Consider the following 17265-nt stretch of genomic DNA (forward strand, 5'->3'; position numbering starts at 1 on the left):
CGGTAGCCTCGGGGCGAACCGGGCCGTCCCGGCCCCGCGAGAGGAGAAGACGTGGCCGTCGTCAAGATCAACGCCATCGAGGTGCCCGAGGGCGCCGGGCCGGAGCTGGAGAAGCGCTTCGCCGCCCGCCGGCACGCCGTCGACGGATCCCCGGGCTTCCTCGGGTTCCAGCTGCTGCGCCCCGTCGCGGGGGAGTCGCGCTACTTCGTCGTGACGCAGTGGGCCACCGAGGAGGACTTCGCCGCCTGGCGCGACAACGGTGCGCGCGCGGCCCACGCCGGCGGCGCCGAGCGGCGGCCCGTCGCCAGCGGCGCGCAGCTGCTGGAGTTCGAGGTCGTCGACCTCTGACCGCCCACGGGCGGCCGGTAGGGTCTCGCCCATGAGTGAGCGCCTGGCCCCCGACCGCGACGTCCCCGGCGCGTTCTGGGTCCGGTTCGGCCCCACCCAGCAGTCCTGGGTCGACCCGTCGCGCCCGGACTTCCTCGCCTTCGAGTACGTCCAGCACATCGCGATGGTGCTCGACCACACCGTGCTCGACACGCCCGCCGACCAGCGGCTGCGGATCGTGCACATCGGCGGCGCGGGCATGTCGCTGCCCCGCTGGGTGGCCTGGCGCCGCCCCGGCACCGCGCAGGTCGTGTGCGAGCCGGACGTCGAGCTGACCGCCGAGGTCCGGCGCAAGATCCCCCTGGCTCCCCGCTCGGGCATCAAGGTCCGCGACGTCGACGGCCGCGCGGGGCTGGCCGCGATGCCGGAGGCGTGGGCAGACGTCATCATCGTCGACGCGTTCGACGGCCCGAGCGTGCCGGGCGAACTCGCCACCGTCGAGTGCCTCGACCAGCTGCGCAGGGTGAGCCGCGGCGACGCCGTCGTCATCTACAACGTCACCGACCGGGCGCCGTTCGAGTGGACCAAGGGCCTGGCGGCAGGGCTGTCGGCCCGCTGGCGCAACCTCATCGTCGGCATGGAACCCGTCGTCATGAAGGGCAAACGCTTCGGCAACGTCGTCCTCGCGGCCAGCGACAAGCGGGCCGACACCGCCGCGATCGAGCGGGCCTCGGCCGGGCTGACGATCGGCTACCGCTGGATCGTCGGCGCACGGGCCCGCGACTGGCCGGGCGGCGCCGAGCCCATGACCGACGACGATGCGACCACCTCGCCCGGCCCGCGCGGCCGCGGCTGGTAGCCGGCGCGCCGTGCGCAGCGGCTGACCTGCAAGAATGGGCCCGTGCAGGCGAAGAAGAAGACCGGGAAGCGGGGCACCTCCCCGCTGGCGGTGTTCCTCATCGCCCTGGTGATCGCCGCCCTCTCGCTCGGCGGCTGGATCGCCTGGAGCTACTGGGGCAGCAACGTGCTCGCCCAGCGGGCCGCGGCCGACGAACTCGCCGGCGTGCAGACGGCCATCGCCGAGGCGACGCCGACCGCCATCGAGACCGACGGGGCCCCCGAGGTCGCCCACCCCGCCATCGGAACCGCGGCCTGGATCGTGCGCATCCCCGCCATCGGCCTGGAGGCGCCCGTCATCGCCGGCGTCGAGCCCTCCGACCTGAACCGCGGGCTCGGCTGGTACCCGGGCACGTCGCTGCCCGGCCAGGCGGGCAACTTCGCGCTGGCCGGAAACCGTGTCACCGGCGGGGCCTTCCTGCGCGACGTCATGAGCCTGGCCGTCGGCGACCAGGTGATCATCGAGACGCCCGAGGCGACATTCACGTACACGCTCACCGTCGCCCCCGCGGACCTCACGGTCGCATCCGACGACTCGTGGGTCCTCGACCCCGTGCCCGGCCACGTCGACGTCGTGCCGACGCAGGCCTTCCTGACCCTGACCACCGCCGAAGACCTCGTGCCCACGGGCGACCGCTCCGTGGGCTTCGGCACCCTGACGAAGACGGAGACGCCATGACCGACCGCACCGAACTCATCTCGCACATCGGGAACCTCGCCGTCGTCCGCGGCAAGGTCACCCTCTCCTCCGGCAAGGAGGCCGACTACTACGTCGACATGCGCCGCGTGACGCTCGACGGCGTCGCGTCGCCCATCGTCGGGCGCGTCATGAACGAGCTCGTCGCCGACCTCGACTTCGACGCCGTCGGCGGCCTGACGCTCGGCGCCGACCCCGTCGCCACCGCCATGCTGCACGCGAAGGCGGCCTCGGGCGGGCGACTCGACGTCTTCGTCGTGCGCAAGGAGGCGAAGGCGCACGGGCTCCAGCGCCGCATCGAGGGCACCGACGTCGCCGGCCGCCGTGTGCTGGTCGTCGAGGACACCTCCACGACTGGCGGCTCGGCGCTGACCGCGGTCGAGGCCGTCCGCGAGGCCGGCGGCACCGTCGTCGCCGTCGCCGTGGTCGTCGACCGCGCCACCGGCGCCGCCGAGCGCGTCGCGGAGGCGGGGCTGGAGTACCGCTTCGCCGTCGGTCTGGAGGACCTCGGGCTCTAGCAACCGACTGCCGACATGGCCTTTTGACGGACGGCCGCGTCGACTACCGTGAAGGGCGACCTACTAGGAGGCCAACCGTGATCGCCCTCATCATCGTTCTCGTCGTCATCGTCGGCATCATCGCCTGGGGCGTCGGCTCGTACAACTCGTTCGTGCGCGCCCGCAACGTCATCCAGGAGTCGTGGCGTCAGATCGACGTCGAACTCAACCGCCGCTACGACCTGATCCCGAACCTGGTCGAGACCGTGCGCGGCTACGCGGCCCACGAGCGCAACACGCTCGAGCAGATCACCGCGCTGCGCAACCAGGCCCGCCAGCTCGCGGCGTCCGCGCAGGGCGCCCCGACGCAGGAGCGCGCCGCGGTCGAGCAGGAGCTGACGCAGGCCGTGCACGGCCTCATGGTCTCGGTCGAGGCCTACCCCGACCTGAAGTCCAACACCAACTTCCTCGAGCTGCAGCGCGAGCTGACCGACACCGAGGACCGCATCGCCGCCGCGCGCCGCTTCTACAACGCCAATGTGCGCGAGTACAACACCAAGATCGACTCGGTGCCCACCAACGTCATCGCGGGCTTCGCCAAGTTCGAGAAGGCCACCTACTTCGAGGTCAACGACCCGGCCGTGCGTCAGGCCCCCGGCGTGAACTTCGGCGAGATCTCGCAGCGGCCCGCTGGCTCGGCCGAGCCGCAGCAGCTGCCGACCAACACCCAGCAGCCCCCCGTGCAGCCGCCGTCGGCGACCCCGCAGATCTCCACGGACCCGTTCGCGCAGGAGAACCAGAACAAGGGTCCGTTCCAGGGCTGAGCCCGCTCAGGCAGCCACACCCTCCGATTCGCCCTTCCGCGCCTTGAGGCGCTGGAGGGCGAACTCGATTCCCATCGGGACCAGCGAGACGAGCACGATGAGGACCAGCACGGCGTCGATGTGGTCGCGGATCAGGTCGACGCGACCGAGGAAGTACCCCAGCGTCGTGACGCCGACGCCCCACAGGGCCCCGCCGATGGCGGTGTAGGAGATGAAGCGCCGAAATGGCATGCCCGCGACGCCCGCCACGAGCGTCACGATCGTCCGCACGATGGGCACGAAGCGCGCCAGGATCAGGGCCTTGGGCCCGTGGCGGTCGAAGAACACGTGCGTCCGCGCGACGTGCTTCGGGTCGAGGACCTTGCCCATCAGCCCGTCGCGCGGCCTGAAGATCGGCGGGCCGACGACGGTGCCGAGCCAGTAGCCCGCGACGTTGCCTGCGATCGCGGCACAGGTCAGCACGAGTGCCGAGACGACCAGCGTCGGCATCGGGCCGCCGAAGCTGATGCTGCCGAGCGCGGCGAACATCCCCACGGTGAACAGCAGCGAGTCGCCGGGCAGGATCGAGAAGAGCCCGCACTCGGCGAAGATGACCAGCGCGCAGCCCCAGAGCGCCCAGTTGCCCATCGCGTTGATGAGGAACTCGGGGTCCATCCAGGCCGGAAGAAGAAGCGGGACCAGTGTCGTCACCGTCCCACGGTACGCCTGGCTGTTCCCAGACTCGAACCCACCGGGAGGTAATCCCACACCCCAGAACTGTTCGCCCTGGATGAACTCCCTGCAGGTGGTTGAAAAGTCAATCAATCTGGGCTACGGTTGTACCAACAACCCCGAAAGGACAAAAACATGAGCCTCGCCGATCTCCAGGGCGCCCTCGTTCTCGATCCCACCCACACGACCCTGTCGTTCGTGACCCGCCACGCGATGGTGACCAAGGTCCGCGGAGCCTTCGAGAACTTCGAAGGCTCCGCGGTCGTCGACGCCGCCAACCCGGCCGCCTCCTCGCTCGACGTCAAGATCGAGACCGCCTCGGTCGACACCCGCAACGCCGACCGTGACGCGCACCTGCGCTCCGGCGACTTCTTCGACGCCGAGCAGTTCCCCTACATCACGTTCAAGGGCACCGACTTCGCCGTCAAGGGCGATGTCGTCGAGGTCACCGGCGACATGACCATCAAGGACGTCACCCGCCCCGTCACCTTCCCGCTGGAGTACCAGGGCGAGGCCAAGGACCCCTTCGGCAACACCCGCGTCGGCTTCGAGGGCTCCGTGCAGGTGCTCCGCTCCGACTTCGGCCTGACCTGGAACGCTGCCCTGGAGACCGGCGGTTTCCTCGTCTCCGACAAGGTCACCCTCGAGCTGGAGATCTCCGCGATCGCCCAGGCCTGAGCCTGATCTGAACGCCACCTTCGGATCCCCCGCCCAGCAGGCGGGGGATCCGTCGTTACTCTCGACCCGTGACTGACGAACTGATCGACCCCACTGTGCCGACGGTCGGCGTCGGCCCGCACCCGGAGCCCTGGCCGGACGACGACCGCCTCGACCCGGCGCTGCTCGCCGGGGGTGACCGGCGCAATGTCGTCGACCGGTACAGGTACTGGCGCCTCGAGGCGATCGTCGCGGATCTCGACGACAGCCGGAGTCGGCTGCACGTCGCCATCCAGAACTGGGAGCACGACTTCAACATCGGGTCCATCGTGCGAACGGCGAACGCCTTCAACGTCGCGGGGGTGCACATCGTCGGCCGGCGGCGCTGGAACCGCCGCGGCGCCATGGTCACCGACCGCTATCTCCACGTCCACCACCACGCCGACGAGGCCGAGCTGCTCGACTGGCTCCGCGAGCGCGGCGTCACCCCCGTCGGCGTCGACAACCTGCCGGGCTCCGTGCCGCTGGAGACGGCGCAACTCCCCGCCGACTGCTGTCTGGTCTTCGGCTCGGAGGGGCCCGGCCTGACCGACTCCATGGTCGCCGGCTGCGACGCGCTGGTCGCCATCACGCAGACGGGGTCGACCAGGTCGATGAACGCCGGCGCCGCCGCCGCCATCGCGATGTACCACTGGCGCCTGCAGCATCCACCCGTCGCCGCGGGGATGGTCGGCGTCGCGGACGTAGAGTGAGCAGCATGCCAGAGCGATTCGCCGCAGGACTCACCCCGCTGCCCACCGCCGCCCGCGTCACCCAGCAGCGCTCGGCGCTGCGCTGGCGCATCATCTCGACCGTCATCTCCGCCGTCGTGCTCGGCCTCGTCATCTACTTCCTCGGCCGCGACTGGCCGCGCACCTGGACCATCGTGGTCGTCGCGCTGTGGACCGCCTCGTCGGTCTTCTGGCTCGTCGTGTCCGCGGTGGGGCTGGCCAACGCCAAGCGCGACCTCGCCGCCATCCAGGAGGGAGTGGCGTTCTACCTCGACGGCCGCGGCGTGGAGTTCGTGACGCCGGTCGCCGCGCGCGTCCCCTGGGAGAACGTGTCCGCGCTGAGGCTGGTCGGTCGCCAGTCCGGGGCCGGTCCGGCGGTCTCGCTCGAGGCCGACGGGGCCCACGTCGCCAAGGTCCCGGTGTCCTTCATCGACGCGGCACCGGAGATCATCGACTCCGCGGCTCGTGCCTATTCGCTCGGCCGCGTCCACCTCGACACCAGCGCGCTGGACCGCGTGATCTGAGCGTCGCCCGTCCCACGAGGGTCACCCTTTGGCTGCCAAGGGGCACGCGATAGGCTGGGCGTGCTGAAGGATTCTTCGAGTTCACATCAAGAAATGAGGCTTCCATGCCAGTTGCAACTCCCGAGGTCTACGCGGAGATGATCGATCGGGCCAAGGCGGGCAAGTTCGCCTACCCGGCCATCAACGTCTCCTCCTCCCAGACCCTGAACGCCGCTCTCCAGGGCTTCACCGAGGCCGGCTCGGACGGCATCCTGCAGATCTCGACCGGTGGCGCGGAGTACATGTCCGGCCCCACCATCAAGGACAAGGTCACCGGCGCCGCCGCGTTCGCTGCCTACGCGCAGGAAGTTGCCAAGAACTACCCCGTCACGGTTGCTCTGCACACCGACCACTGCCCCAAGGACAAGCTGGACTCCTTCGTGCGTCCGCTGCTGGCCATCTCCGAGGAGCGCGTCGCACGCGGCGAGCTGCCCCTGTTCCAGTCGCACATGTGGGACGGCTCCGCCGTTCCCATGGAGGAGAACCTCCAGATCGCTGACGAGCTCCTCGCCCGTTGTGCGGCGGCGAACATCATCCTCGAGATCGAGGTCGGCGTTGTCGGCGGCGAAGAGGACGGCGTCGTCGGCGAGATCAACGACAAGCTGTACACCACCGTCGAGGACGGCATGCGCACCGCCGAGGTCCTCGGCCTGGGCGAGAGGGGCCGCTACATGACGGCCCTGACGTTCGGCAACGTGCACGGCGTCTACAAGCCGGGTCACGTCAAGCTGCGTCCCGCGGTTCTCCAGGAGATCCAGCAGGCCGTCGGCGCCAAGTACGGCAAGGAGTCCCCGTTCGACCTGGTCTTCCACGGCGGCTCGGGCTCGACCCCGCAGGAGATCTCCGACGCGGTCGACTTCGGTGTCATCAAGATGAACATCGACACCGACACGCAGTACGCCTTCACCCGTCCGGTCGTGGAGCACATGTTCCGCAACTACGACGGCGTCCTGAAGATCGACGGCGAGGTCGGCAACAAGAAGCAGTACGACCCCCGCGCCTGGGGCAAGGCTGCCGAGTCCGGCATGGCCAAGCGCATCGTCGAGGCCTGCGAGCAGCTCCGCTCCGCCGGCACGAAGATGGCCTGAACCGTCTGACCTGACAGCGGCGGCCGGTCCCCTCGGGGGCCGGCCGCCGTTTCGCTTTTGCGCGCGGGCATCTGGTTGAATGTTTGACAATCTCGGCTAAGGTGGACCCATGAGAGCTTTCGGATTCCTGTCCTTCGGGCACTACTCGCCGGTGCGGGGCTCCGCGACGCGCACCGCGGGCGACATGCTGAGGCAGACCGTCGAGATCGCCGAGGGGGCCGACGAGCTCGGCGTCAACGGCGCCTTCGTGCGCGTCCACCACTTCGCGCGCCAGGCCGCGTCGCCGATCCCGGTCCTGACGGCCATGGCGGCCCGCACCCGGCGCATCGAGGTCGGCACCGGCGTGATCGACCTGCGCTACGAGAACCCCCTCTACCTCGCGGAGGAGGCCGCCGCCCTCGACCTGCTGTCCGACGGCAGGCTCGCGCTCGGCGTCAGCCGGGGGAGCCCGGAGACGGCGCTGCGCGGCTACGAGGCCTTCGGGTACACCGGGTCGGCCGACCCGCGCGGGGCCGACATCGCCCGCGACCACTTCGAGTTGTTCTGGCGCGCCATCAACGGGCAGAAGGTCGCCGACGCGGACCCGCAGACCGGGCCCGCCGGCCGGCTGGCGATCGAGCCCCGCTCCGAGACGCTGCCCGAGCATGTCTGGTGGGGGAGCGGGTCCCGCTCGTCGGCCGAGTGGGCGGGGAAGATGGGGCTCAACCTCATGAGCTCGACCCTCCTGACCGAGGCGACGGGGCAGCCGCTGCACGAGCTGCAGTCCGAGCAGATCCAGATCTTCCGCGACGCCTGGCGCGAGGCCGGCCACACGCGCGCGCCCCGCGTGTCCGTGTCGCGCAGCATCTTCCCGATCGTCGACGACCGCGACCGCCAGTACTTCGGCGTTTCCGGCGGGGGTCGCGACCAGATCGGCGTGATCGACAACCTCCAGTCGACCTTCGGCCGCACCTACGCCGACGAGCCGGACAGGCTCGTCGAGCAGCTGAGGCAGGACTCGGCCGTGATGAATGCCGACACCGTCATGCTCACCATCCCGAACCAGATCGGCGTCGACTACAACCTCCACGTGCTCGAGTCCTTCGCGAGGTACGTCGCGCCAGAGCTGGGCTGGAAGCCCAACTGGGAGGGGCCCGTCGAGGGGTGACCCGGCCGCTGAGGCCGAACCGCCCTTGACGCGGTGTGGGATCGTGGGCGCATGACCAGAGTCCTCATCCTCGGCGGCACCGGCTGGCTCGGGGCCGAGATCGCGCGCGGCTGGGTGGCCGCCGGCGCGGACGTGACCTGCCTTGCGCGCGGCGCCTCGGGCGATGTCCCCGAGGGGGCCAGACTCGTGCGCGCGGACCGGCGGGAACCGGGGACGTATGACGCGCTCGACGGCGAGTGGGACGAGGTGGTCGAGCTGTCCTACGAGCCGGACCTCGTCGAACCCGCTCTCCGCGCCCTCGCGGACAGGGCCCGTCACTGGACGCTCGTGTCCACCGTCTCGGTGTACGCCCGCAGCGACGAGCCGGACGCCGACGAGTCGGCCGAGCTCGTCGAGCCCGCCGATCTCGCGCAGTACCCCGACGCGAAGGTGGCGGCGGAGCGGGCGACGGCCTCGAGGATCGGTGACCGTCTGCTCATCGCCCGCCCCGGCCTCATCGTCGGCCCTGGCGACCCGTCCGACCGCTTCGGCTACTGGATGGCACGCCTGGCGCGTGGCGGGAGGGCGCTAGCGCCGGTCGCGGTCGGGCGGTACGTGCAGGTGATCGACGTCGCCGACCTCGCCTGCTGGGTCGTCGAGGCGGGGGACCGCGGGCTGACGGGCGCGTTCGACGTCGTCGGTGAGTCGGTGCCGATGGAGGAGTTCTTCCGCGCCGCGTGCGAGGTCGCAGGCTTCGACCCGCAGGACCTCGTGCACGTCGCGGACGAGCACCTGCTCGCGCGCGACGTCCGCTACTGGGCGGGTCCCAGGTCGTTGCCGCTGTGGATCCCGGCGGAGGACACCGGCTTCGCCCGGCGCAGCGGCGCCGCCTTCCGGGCGGCGGGAGGCCGGGTGCGCCCGCTGGCCGAGACCCTGCGCCGAACCCTTGCCGACGAGGTGGCCCGCGGCGTCGACCGGGCCCGCAGATCCGGCCTGACTGCCGCGGAGGAGGCCGCGGTCCTGGACGCGCTGGGGTGATGGTCGCGGGGTGACCGACGGCGCGGGCAGCGCTAATATCTGCGTATGAGTGCAGATACGAAGACATGCAGCTTCGGAGTCGAGAGCCAGTACGTCGACCTCGCCGCCGAGGTGTTCTCCCTGCTGTCCGACGTCACCCGGATCCGGATCATCCTGGCGCTGCGGGAGGGAGAGCTGCCGGTGGGCGAGCTGGCGCAGCGCGTGGGCAAGGCGCCGACCGCCGTGTCCCAGCATCTCGCCAAGCTGCGCTGGGGGAAGATCGTCCAGGCGCGTCAGGAGGGCAACCGCGTCTTCTACAGCCTGATCGACGAGCACGCCCGCGAGCTCGTGAACCACGCGGTCTTCCAGGCCGAGCACGTCGTCGGAGGGGTGCCGAAGCACCACGTCGCGGCCGACGGCGCGGTCTCCGTCGAGGCCGCGGCCCAGTGACCGCGACCAGGGAAGCAGCCGACGAGGCCGTCGAGGCCACCGGCGCCGCGAGCCTCTGGCGTCGGGTCGACCGGGGCGACGCGGCCCGCGCTGCGTTCGTCGCGGTGTGCACGCTGGTCACGGCGCTCGGCCTCACCTGGCCCTGGCCCGCAGCTCCTGCGGTGGCGGTGCTCGGCATCGTCATCGGCTGCTGGCCCATCCTCACCGAGGCGGTCGAGGACGTGCGTCACCGGCGGATGAGCATGGAGTTGTCGATGCTCATCGCGATCGTCGCGGCCGCGCTCATCGGCGAGTGGACGACCGCGCTTCTCATCGCCACCTTCGTCCTCGCGGCGGAGATCCTCGAGGACCTCTCGATGGACCGCGGCCGCGACGCCCTCACCGACCTGATGACCTTCCTGCCGGAGACGGTCCGGGTCCGGACCGGCGACGGCGCGGTGGAGATCCCGCTGGTCGACGTCCGGGTGGGGCAGGTGCTCGTCGTCGCGCCCGGCGGACGCGTCCCCGTCGACGGGGTCGTCGTCGCGGGCACGTCCAGCCTCGACCAGTCGCGCATCACGGGGGAGTCCCTTCCGGTGGACGTCGGTCCCGGGGCGGAGGTCTATGCCGGGTCCATCAACCAGGTCGGCGCCGTTGAGATCTCCGCCGTCCGCGTCGGGGCAGAGTCCTCGTATGGACGGATCGTCGAGGCCGTACGGCACGCCCAGGCGTCGGAGCCTCCCGTCCAGCGGCTCGCCGACCGGCTGGCCGCCTGGCTCGTCTACCTCGCCCTCGGCGGCGCGGCCCTCACGTTCCTCGTGACGCGCGACCTCACCGCGACCATCTCCGTGGTCGTCGTGGCCGGCGCCTGCGGGGTCGCGGCCGGCACCCCGCTCGCGGTGCTCGCGGCCATCGCGCGCGTCGCCCGTTCCGGCGCGTTCGTGAAGGACGGTGCGCACCTCGAGGCGCTGTCTGTGGTCGACACGGTCGTCTTCGACAAGACCGGAACGCTGACCACCGGCAACCCGGCGGTCGTCGGCATCCGGTCCACAGGGCTGCCGGAGGACGAACTCCTCCGGCTGGCCGCGGGCGCCGAGCTCTACTCTGAGCACCCGCTGGGGCGGGCGATCGTCGCCGAGGCCCGCGCCCGCGGCGTGGCACTTCCTGCCGTGGCCGACTTCGAATACCGACCCGGCCTCGGTGTCACCGCCGTCGTCGAGGGGGCGACGGTGGCGGCGGGCGGAGCGTCCCTCGTCCCCGACGCCCCGGCGGCCGACGGCGTGGCGACGGCGGTCCACGTCGCGGTGGCCGGCAGCTACGCGGGCACGATCCTGCTCGCCGACCCGGTCCGGCCGTCCGCCCGGGCGGCGGTGGCCGAGCTGCACCGACGGGGCCTCCGCACCCTGATGATCACCGGGGACCAGGAGGGGCCGGCGCGCGCGGTCGCCGACGAGCTGGGCATCGGCGAGGTGCGGGCCGGCCTGCTCCCGGAGAAGAAGCTCGCTGCCATCGACGCTGAGCGCGCCGCCGGGCACCGGCTGGCCATGGTCGGCGACGGCGTCAACGACGCGCCAGCCCTCGCCCGGGCCGACGTCGGCATCGCCATGGGCAGCGGCACCGACATTGCGCGCGACAGCGCAGACGTCGTGCTCATCAGCTCGGACCCGGCCGACCTCGTCCGCACGGTCCAGGTCGCCCGCCGCGCCCGGCGGATCGTGCTGGTCAACTTCGCCGGCACGATCGCAGTCGACCTCGTCGGCATGTTGCTGGCCGCCTTCGGCATCCTCGGCCCGGTCGCCGCGGCGCTGGTGCACGTCGGCAGTGAGACGGCCTTCATCCTCAACTCCGCGCGACTGATCCCTGGCAGGGGCAGCAGGAGGGCGTGACCTCCGCGACGGCCGCTTTGGGGCCCGGAATCGTGGGCATCTGCTCATCGTGCAGGTATAACCACTTGTCAGACGGCTTCGATCGGAATTGATCATCACGATTCAGTAACGACCTGTGGTGTTCGCCGACACCGACTGCTAGCGTTAACATCGTTCCAGTCGAGGCACCGTTGCCGCGACCGTGATCCGGGTACGAAGGAGTACAGGTGACCACACTTCTAGAGCTGAAGAACGTCTCCAAGACGTTCCCAGGCGTCAAGGCGCTGCAGGGGGTGCATCTCGACCTCAACGCGGGCGAGGTGCTCGGCCTGTGCGGCGAGAACGGCGCGGGCAAGTCGACCCTGATGAAGATCCTGACCGGCATCTACACGCCCGACCCGGGTGCCGAGATCTGGCTGCAGGGCCAGCAGGTCCAGGTGCAGGGCGTCAACCACGCCCGCGAACTCGGCCTGTCGATCATCCACCAGGAACTGAACATGGTCCCCGACCTGACGGTCGCTCAGAACCTGTTCCTCGGCCGCTCCGGCAGCCACAAGGGCGGCTTCATCAGCGACGACAAGCTGAACACCCGCGCGGGCGAGCTGTTCGACCGGCTGGGAATGAAGCTCGACCCCAAGGCGCGTATCCGCGACCTGTCCGTGGCGCGTCAGCAGATGGTCGAGATCGCCCGCGCCCTGTCCTACAACTCCCGCATCCTCGTCATGGACGAGCCGACCGCGGCGCTCACCCTCGCCGAGACCGATGCCCTGTTCGGCATGATCCGTGACTTCGTCACGCCCGAGACCGGCCTGATCTACATCTCGCACCGCATGCCGGAGATCGAGGAGATCACCGACCGCGTCTCCGTGCTGCGCGACGGCCAGTACGTCGGCACCGTGACCACCAAGGAGGTCGAGATGCGCGAGATCATCTCGATGATGGTCGGCCGCGAGGTCTCCGGCGACGCCCGCCCCCGCACGCACGTCACCTCCGACGAGGTCGTCCTCAAGGTCGACGGGGTCAGCACCCGCAACCTGCTCGAGGATGTCAGCTTCGAGGTCCGCAAGGGCGAGGTCCTCGGCTTCGCCGGCCTGATGGGCGCCGGCCGCACCGAGGTCGCCCGCTGCGTCTTCGGCGCCGACCCCCGCACGTCGGGCGACATCCACATGCACGGCCGGAAGATCGCCATCCACGGGGCGGCCGACGCCGTCCGCGCGGGCATCGGGTACCTCTCCGAGGACCGCAAGCAGTTCGGCCTCCTGCTCGACCAGGACATCAAGGCCAACACCGCGATGGCCGCCATGAGCACCTTCAACAAGGCCGGCTACATCCTCGACGCGAAGATCCGCGAGGTCGGCGAGGAGTACAGCAAGCGGCTGCGCGTGAAGACGCCGAGCGTCAACCAGATCATCGGCAAGCTGTCCGGCGGCAACCAGCAGAAGGTCGTCATCGCCAAGTGGCTGGTCCGCGACTGCGACGTGCTGATCTTCGACGAGCCCACCCGCGGCATCGACGTCGGCGCCAAGGAGGAGATCTACGACCTGATCGAGTCGCTGTCCGCGCAGGGCAAGGCGATCATCGTCATCAGCTCCGAGCTGCCCGAGGTGCTGCGCCTGTCCCACCGCATCGCCGTCATGGCCCAGGGCCGCATCACCGGCTTCCTCGACAACGAGGATGCCACCCAGGAAAACATCATGGAGCTCGCCACCGTCGGCAAGTCCCAGTCGAAAGGAAACGCAGCGTGAGCACCGCAGCCGCCGCCCCGACCGCAGCCCCGTCCAAGGCCGGTCAGATCCTGAGATCCTCGCTCCAGCAGCTGTTCGTCTTCGCAGCGCTGATCGTGGTGTTCGTGTTCTTCATGATCTTCGCGAACAACTTCGGCCCGGGCATCATCCCTGACATCCTGCTCCAGGCCGCCGCCATCGGCACCATGGCACTGGGCGCGACGTTCATCATCGCCACCGGCGGCATCGACCTGTCGGTCGGCACGGGCATGACCTTCTGTGCCGTGATGGCGGGCGTGTTCATGTCAAGCGCCTTCATGAACCTTCCGCTCGGCATCGGCCTGCTGCTGACCATCCTGGTCGGCATCGCCATCGGCCTTGTCAACGGCTTCCTGATCGCCTACCTCGACATCCCGCCGTTCATCGCGACGCTGGCCATGATGATGGTCACCCGCGGCCTGTCGCTGATCATCTCCAAGTCGTCGTCGATCAAGATCGAGAACCCCGACTACTCGGCCATCTCGAACGGGCGCATCCTGCCGTTCCTGTCGAACGCGGCGCTGATCTTCGTCGTCCTCGGCATCGTGGCGGCGTTCCTGCTCGGCAAGACGCTGCTCGGCCGCTACGCCCTGGCGATCGGCTCCAACGAGGAGGCCACGCGCCTGTCCGGCATCAACGTGCGCCTGTGGAAGATGCTCGTCTACGTCACCGCCGGCATCTTCACAGCGCTCGGCGCCATCCTCTACTCCGGTCGGTTCGGCTTCGTGCAGCCCGCGGAGGGCCTCGGCATGGAGCTGCAGGTCATCGCGGCCGTCGTCATCGGCGGCACGTCGCTGTCGGGCGGCCGCGCCAACATCGTCGGCACCATGATGGGCGCCCTGCTCATGATGACGCTCACCGTCGGCCTCCAGATGATGGGCATCCCCAACCAGTGGCAGCTCGTCGTCACCGGCGTCATCGTCCTCCTGGCGGTCTACGCCGACATCCTGCGCCGCAAGCGCTCCACGGCCGTCTAGGCCCCCTCGAGTCAGATTCTCACCAACCCATACCCGCCGGGAGGATCCACCTCCCGGAACAGAAAGGAAACCCGCCATGCGCATGCTGCGTACCGCACTGGCACTGTCGTCAGTGCTCGCCCTGGGCCTGACGGCCTGCTCCACCTCGAGTTCGACGACGACGTCGGCGCCGGCCACCGGCACCGAGACCTCCGCCGCCGCGACGGAGTCCGCCTCCTCCGCGCCGGTGAACACCGATGACCTGACCGCCGACATCACCAAGGGCGATGGCACCAAGACCATCTACCTGGTCTCCAAGGGCTTCCAGCACCGCTTCTGGCAGGCCGTCAAGGAGGGCGCGGAGCAGGCAGGTGAGGAGTTCGGCTACAAGGTCGAGTTCGTCGGTCCCGAGAACGAGCAGGCCGTCACCCAGCAGCTCGACCAGCTGACCACCGCCCTCCAGCAGAAGCCGGCCGCGATCGGCTTCGCCGCTCTGGACTCCGGCGCGGCCAGCTCCGTCCTCGACCAGATCAAGGCCGCCGACATCCCCGTCATCGCCTTCGACTCCGGCGTCGACTCCGACATCCCGCTGACCACCGTGTCGACCGACAACACCGCCGCCGCCGCGGCCGCCGCCGAGCACATGAGCGAGCTCATCGGTGGCAAGGGCACCGTCGGCCTGGTCTGCCACGACCAGACGTCGCGCACCGGCCAGGAGCGTTGCCAGGGCTTCCAGGACTGGATGAAGACCAACGCGCCCGACATCACGCTGCTGGAGCCGCAGTACGCCGGTGAGGTCGGCCTGGCCGCCAACACGGCCAAGGCCATGATCACCGCCAACCCGGACATGGTCGGCATCTACGGCACCAACGAGGCCGCTGCCATCGGCGCACTGCAGGGCACCACCGAGTCCGGCAAGGACCTCACCGTCGTCGGCTTCGACTCCGGCAAGGCCCAGCTCGACGCGATCCGCAACGGCGAGCAGGCCGGCGCCATCACGCAGTCCCCGGTCAAGATGGGCTACCTCACCGTGGTCGCCGCCATCCGCGCCATCGACGGCCTCGAGGTGCCCGCGACGATCGACTCCGGCTTCGCCTGGTACGACAAGTCCAACATCGACGATCCCGACATCGCCGCCAACCTCTACGAGTGACCTCCTGCTGGGTCCTGCCCAGCGGGAATCCGGGTGGCCGTCCCAGCGGCGGCCACCCGGTACCCATCGACATTCCCCGGCCCGCCTGCCAAGGGCCGGAACCCAGCACGACCAGAGAAGGTGTCATCCGTGACCAACTACCCGAAGATCGGCATCCGCCCCATCATCGATGGGCGTCGTCGAGGAGTCCGTGAGAGCCTCGAGGACCAGACGATGAACATGGCCAGGCGCGTCGCCGCGCTGTACGAGGCCGAACTGCGGTACCCGGACGGCACCCCCGTCCAGGTCGTGATCGCCGACTCGACCATCGGCGGCGTCGCGGAGGCCCAGGCCACCGCGACCAAGTTCCGCCTCGAGGGCGTCGGCCTGACCCTGAGCGTCACCCCCTGCTGGTGCTACGGCACCGAGACCATCGACATGGACCGCACCATGCCGCACGCGATCTGGGGCTTCAACGGCTCCGAGCGGCCCGGCGCCGTCTACCTGGCCGCCGCCCTGGCCGGCCACGCGCAGCTCGGCATCCCCGCCTTCGGCATCTACGGCGAGCACGTCCAGGACGCCGACGACGAGACCATCCCCGACGAGGTCCGTTCCCGCCTGCTCGACTACGCCACCGCCGGCCTCGCCGTCGCCCAGATGCGCGGCCGTTCCTACCTCGCCATGGGCGGGGTCTCCATGGGCATCGCCGGCTCCGTCGTCAAGGACGACTTCTGGAGCAAGTACCTCGGCATGCGCAACGAGTACATCGACATGAGCGAGTTCGACCGCCGCGTCCGCGAGAACATCTTCGACCCGGAGGAGTTCGACAAGGCATACGCCTGGATCCGCGAGAACTTCACGCAGGGCGAGGACTTCAACCCCGACGCGCTGAAGATGAGCGACAAGCACGAGGACTGGTGGATCTACTGCACCAAGATGACGCTCATCGCCCGTGACCTGATGGTCGGCAACCCGCGTCTCGCGGAGCTGGGCTTCGGCGAGGAGGCCGGGGGCCACGGCGCGATCGCCGCGGGCTTCCAGGGCCAGCGCCAGTGGACCGACGGCATGCCCAACGGCGACGTGATGGAGACCATCCTGAACACGCAGTTCGACTGGAACGGCCCCCGCCCGGCCTACGTCATGGCCACCGAGAACGACGCCCTGAACGGCGCCTCCATGCTGTTCAACCACCTCCTGACGAACCAGGCGCAGCTGTTCAGCGACGTCCGCACGTTCTGGAGCCCCGAGGCCGTCGAACGCGTCACCGGGCACAAGCTCACCGGTCGCGCGTCGGGCGGCATCATCGACCTGCGCAACTCCGGCTCCACGACCCTCGACGGCACCTTCGCCGCCACGCAGGACGGCGAGCACGTCATCAAGGACTGGTGGGACCTCACCGAGGCCGACACGCAGGCCATGCTGGACGCCACCACCTTCCACCCGGCCAACGTCGAGTACTTCCGAGGCGGCGGCTTCTCCACGCACTTCCGCTCGGCCGGCGAGGTGCCCGTGACGATGTGCCGCATCAACCTGGTCGACGGGCTCGGCCCGGTCATCCAGATCGCGGAGGGCTGGACCGTCGAGCTGCCCGACGAGGTCGCCACGACCATCGAGGTCCGCACCGACCGCGCCTGGCCGACCACCTGGTTCGTGCCGAACCTGACGGGCGAGGGCGCGTTCACCAGCGTCTATGAGGTGATGAACCAGTGGGGCGCCAACCACGGCGCCATCGCGTACGGCCACATCGGCGCCAAGCTGATCACGCTCGCCGCGATGCTCCGCATCCCGGTGAACATGCACAACGTGCCCGACGAGCAGGTGTTCCGCCCGAAGGCCTGGTCCGCGTTCGGCACGCGCGACCTCGAGGGCGCCGACTTCCGCGCCTGCGACGCCTACGGCCCGCTCTACGGCTGAGTCACACCACAAACCGGGAGGGGCGGGCGTCC

Annotated in this window: 18 protein-coding genes; 17 read left to right on the top strand and 1 reads right to left on the bottom strand. The window is 69.9% G+C overall.

What is annotated here, in order from left to right:
• Positions 1–51 precede the first annotated feature (51 nt).
• The 5 genes from KDB89_RS02025 (at position 52) to KDB89_RS02045 (ending at position 3242) form a co-directional block, all read left to right on the top strand.
• A complete protein-coding gene (locus tag KDB89_RS02025; protein WP_219083035.1) occupies positions 52–348 on the top strand; it encodes an antibiotic biosynthesis monooxygenase family protein in 297 nt (98 codons plus the stop codon).
• Between the two features lie 31 nt (positions 349–379).
• Positions 380–1186: a spermidine synthase gene (locus KDB89_RS02030; protein ID WP_219083037.1), complete on the top strand. Its 807-nt coding sequence runs from the start codon at positions 380–382 to the stop codon at positions 1184–1186.
• Positions 1187–1228: 42 nt separating this feature from the next.
• Positions 1229–1903: a sortase domain-containing protein gene (locus KDB89_RS02035; RefSeq protein ID WP_219083039.1), complete on the top strand. Its 675-nt coding sequence runs from the start codon at positions 1229–1231 to the stop codon at positions 1901–1903.
• Positions 1900–2439 carry an orotate phosphoribosyltransferase gene (gene pyrE, locus KDB89_RS02040; protein ID WP_219083041.1) on the top strand — a complete coding sequence of 180 codons (540 nt, stop codon included), beginning with the start codon at positions 1900–1902 and terminating at the stop codon, positions 2437–2439. Before KDB89_RS02035 ends, pyrE begins: the two co-directional genes overlap by 4 nt.
• 77 nt (positions 2440–2516) lie before the next feature.
• Entirely contained in the window at positions 2517–3242 is a 726-nt protein-coding gene (locus KDB89_RS02045; protein ID WP_255556106.1) for a LemA family protein, read from the top strand.
• Between the two features lie 6 nt (positions 3243–3248).
• Here the strand turns inward: KDB89_RS02045 and KDB89_RS02050 are convergent, their stop codons facing one another.
• Positions 3249–3896 (bottom strand): DedA family protein, encoded by a 648-nt coding sequence (locus KDB89_RS02050; RefSeq protein WP_219084163.1) that lies wholly within the window; start codon positions 3894–3896, stop codon positions 3249–3251.
• 192 nt (positions 3897–4088) lie between these two features.
• Here KDB89_RS02050 and KDB89_RS02055 point away from each other — a divergent pair, with 192 nt between their 5' ends.
• The 12 genes from KDB89_RS02055 to KDB89_RS02110 all read left to right on the top strand — a co-directional run bounded on the left by KDB89_RS02055 (position 4089) and on the right by KDB89_RS02110 (position 17233).
• Entirely contained in the window at positions 4089–4631 is a 543-nt protein-coding gene (locus KDB89_RS02055; RefSeq protein ID WP_219083043.1) for a YceI family protein, read from the top strand.
• A 68-nt stretch (positions 4632–4699) separates the two neighbouring features.
• Positions 4700–5362, top strand: coding sequence for a TrmH family RNA methyltransferase (locus KDB89_RS02060; RefSeq protein ID WP_255556108.1), 663 nt, complete (start codon positions 4700–4702; stop codon positions 5360–5362).
• A gap of 5 nt (positions 5363–5367) precedes the next feature.
• Positions 5368–5904 carry a hypothetical protein gene (locus KDB89_RS02065; protein ID WP_219083045.1) on the top strand — a complete coding sequence of 179 codons (537 nt, stop codon included), beginning with the start codon at positions 5368–5370 and terminating at the stop codon, positions 5902–5904.
• Between the two features lie 104 nt (positions 5905–6008).
• The gene (gene fbaA, locus KDB89_RS02070; RefSeq protein WP_219083047.1) at positions 6009–7031 is read left to right on the top strand and encodes a class II fructose-bisphosphate aldolase; all 1023 of its coding nucleotides are present in this window, start codon (positions 6009–6011) and stop codon (positions 7029–7031) included.
• A 109-nt stretch (positions 7032–7140) separates the two neighbouring features.
• Positions 7141–8178 (top strand): LLM class flavin-dependent oxidoreductase, encoded by a 1038-nt coding sequence (locus KDB89_RS02075; RefSeq protein WP_219083049.1) that lies wholly within the window; start codon positions 7141–7143, stop codon positions 8176–8178.
• A gap of 51 nt (positions 8179–8229) precedes the next feature.
• Positions 8230–9195 carry an NAD-dependent epimerase/dehydratase family protein gene (locus KDB89_RS02080; RefSeq protein WP_219083051.1) on the top strand — a complete coding sequence of 322 codons (966 nt, stop codon included), beginning with the start codon at positions 8230–8232 and terminating at the stop codon, positions 9193–9195.
• 45 nt (positions 9196–9240) lie between these two features.
• Positions 9241–9624 carry an ArsR/SmtB family transcription factor gene (locus KDB89_RS02085; RefSeq protein ID WP_219083053.1) on the top strand — a complete coding sequence of 128 codons (384 nt, stop codon included), beginning with the start codon at positions 9241–9243 and terminating at the stop codon, positions 9622–9624.
• Positions 9621–11489: a heavy metal translocating P-type ATPase gene (locus KDB89_RS02090; protein ID WP_219083055.1), complete on the top strand. Its 1869-nt coding sequence runs from the start codon at positions 9621–9623 to the stop codon at positions 11487–11489. Before KDB89_RS02085 ends, KDB89_RS02090 begins: the two co-directional genes overlap by 4 nt.
• 206 nt (positions 11490–11695) lie before the next feature.
• A complete protein-coding gene (locus KDB89_RS02095; RefSeq protein WP_219083056.1) occupies positions 11696–13213 on the top strand; it encodes a sugar ABC transporter ATP-binding protein in 1518 nt (505 codons plus the stop codon).
• On the top strand, positions 13210–14208 hold the full coding sequence (locus tag KDB89_RS02100; protein ID WP_255556110.1) for an ABC transporter permease: 999 nt from the start codon (positions 13210–13212) through the stop codon (positions 14206–14208). Before KDB89_RS02095 ends, KDB89_RS02100 begins: the two co-directional genes overlap by 4 nt.
• A gap of 76 nt (positions 14209–14284) precedes the next feature.
• Positions 14285–15340 carry an ABC transporter substrate-binding protein gene (locus KDB89_RS02105; protein WP_219083067.1) on the top strand — a complete coding sequence of 352 codons (1056 nt, stop codon included), beginning with the start codon at positions 14285–14287 and terminating at the stop codon, positions 15338–15340.
• Between the two features lie 129 nt (positions 15341–15469).
• The gene (locus KDB89_RS02110; protein ID WP_219083069.1) at positions 15470–17233 is read left to right on the top strand and encodes an L-fucose isomerase; all 1764 of its coding nucleotides are present in this window, start codon (positions 15470–15472) and stop codon (positions 17231–17233) included.
• Positions 17234–17265 lie beyond the last annotated feature (32 nt).

Origin of the sequence: Tessaracoccus palaemonis (genome assembly GCF_019316905.1) — a bacterium.
GTDB lineage: Bacteria > Actinomycetota > Actinomycetes > Propionibacteriales > Propionibacteriaceae > Arachnia > Arachnia palaemonis.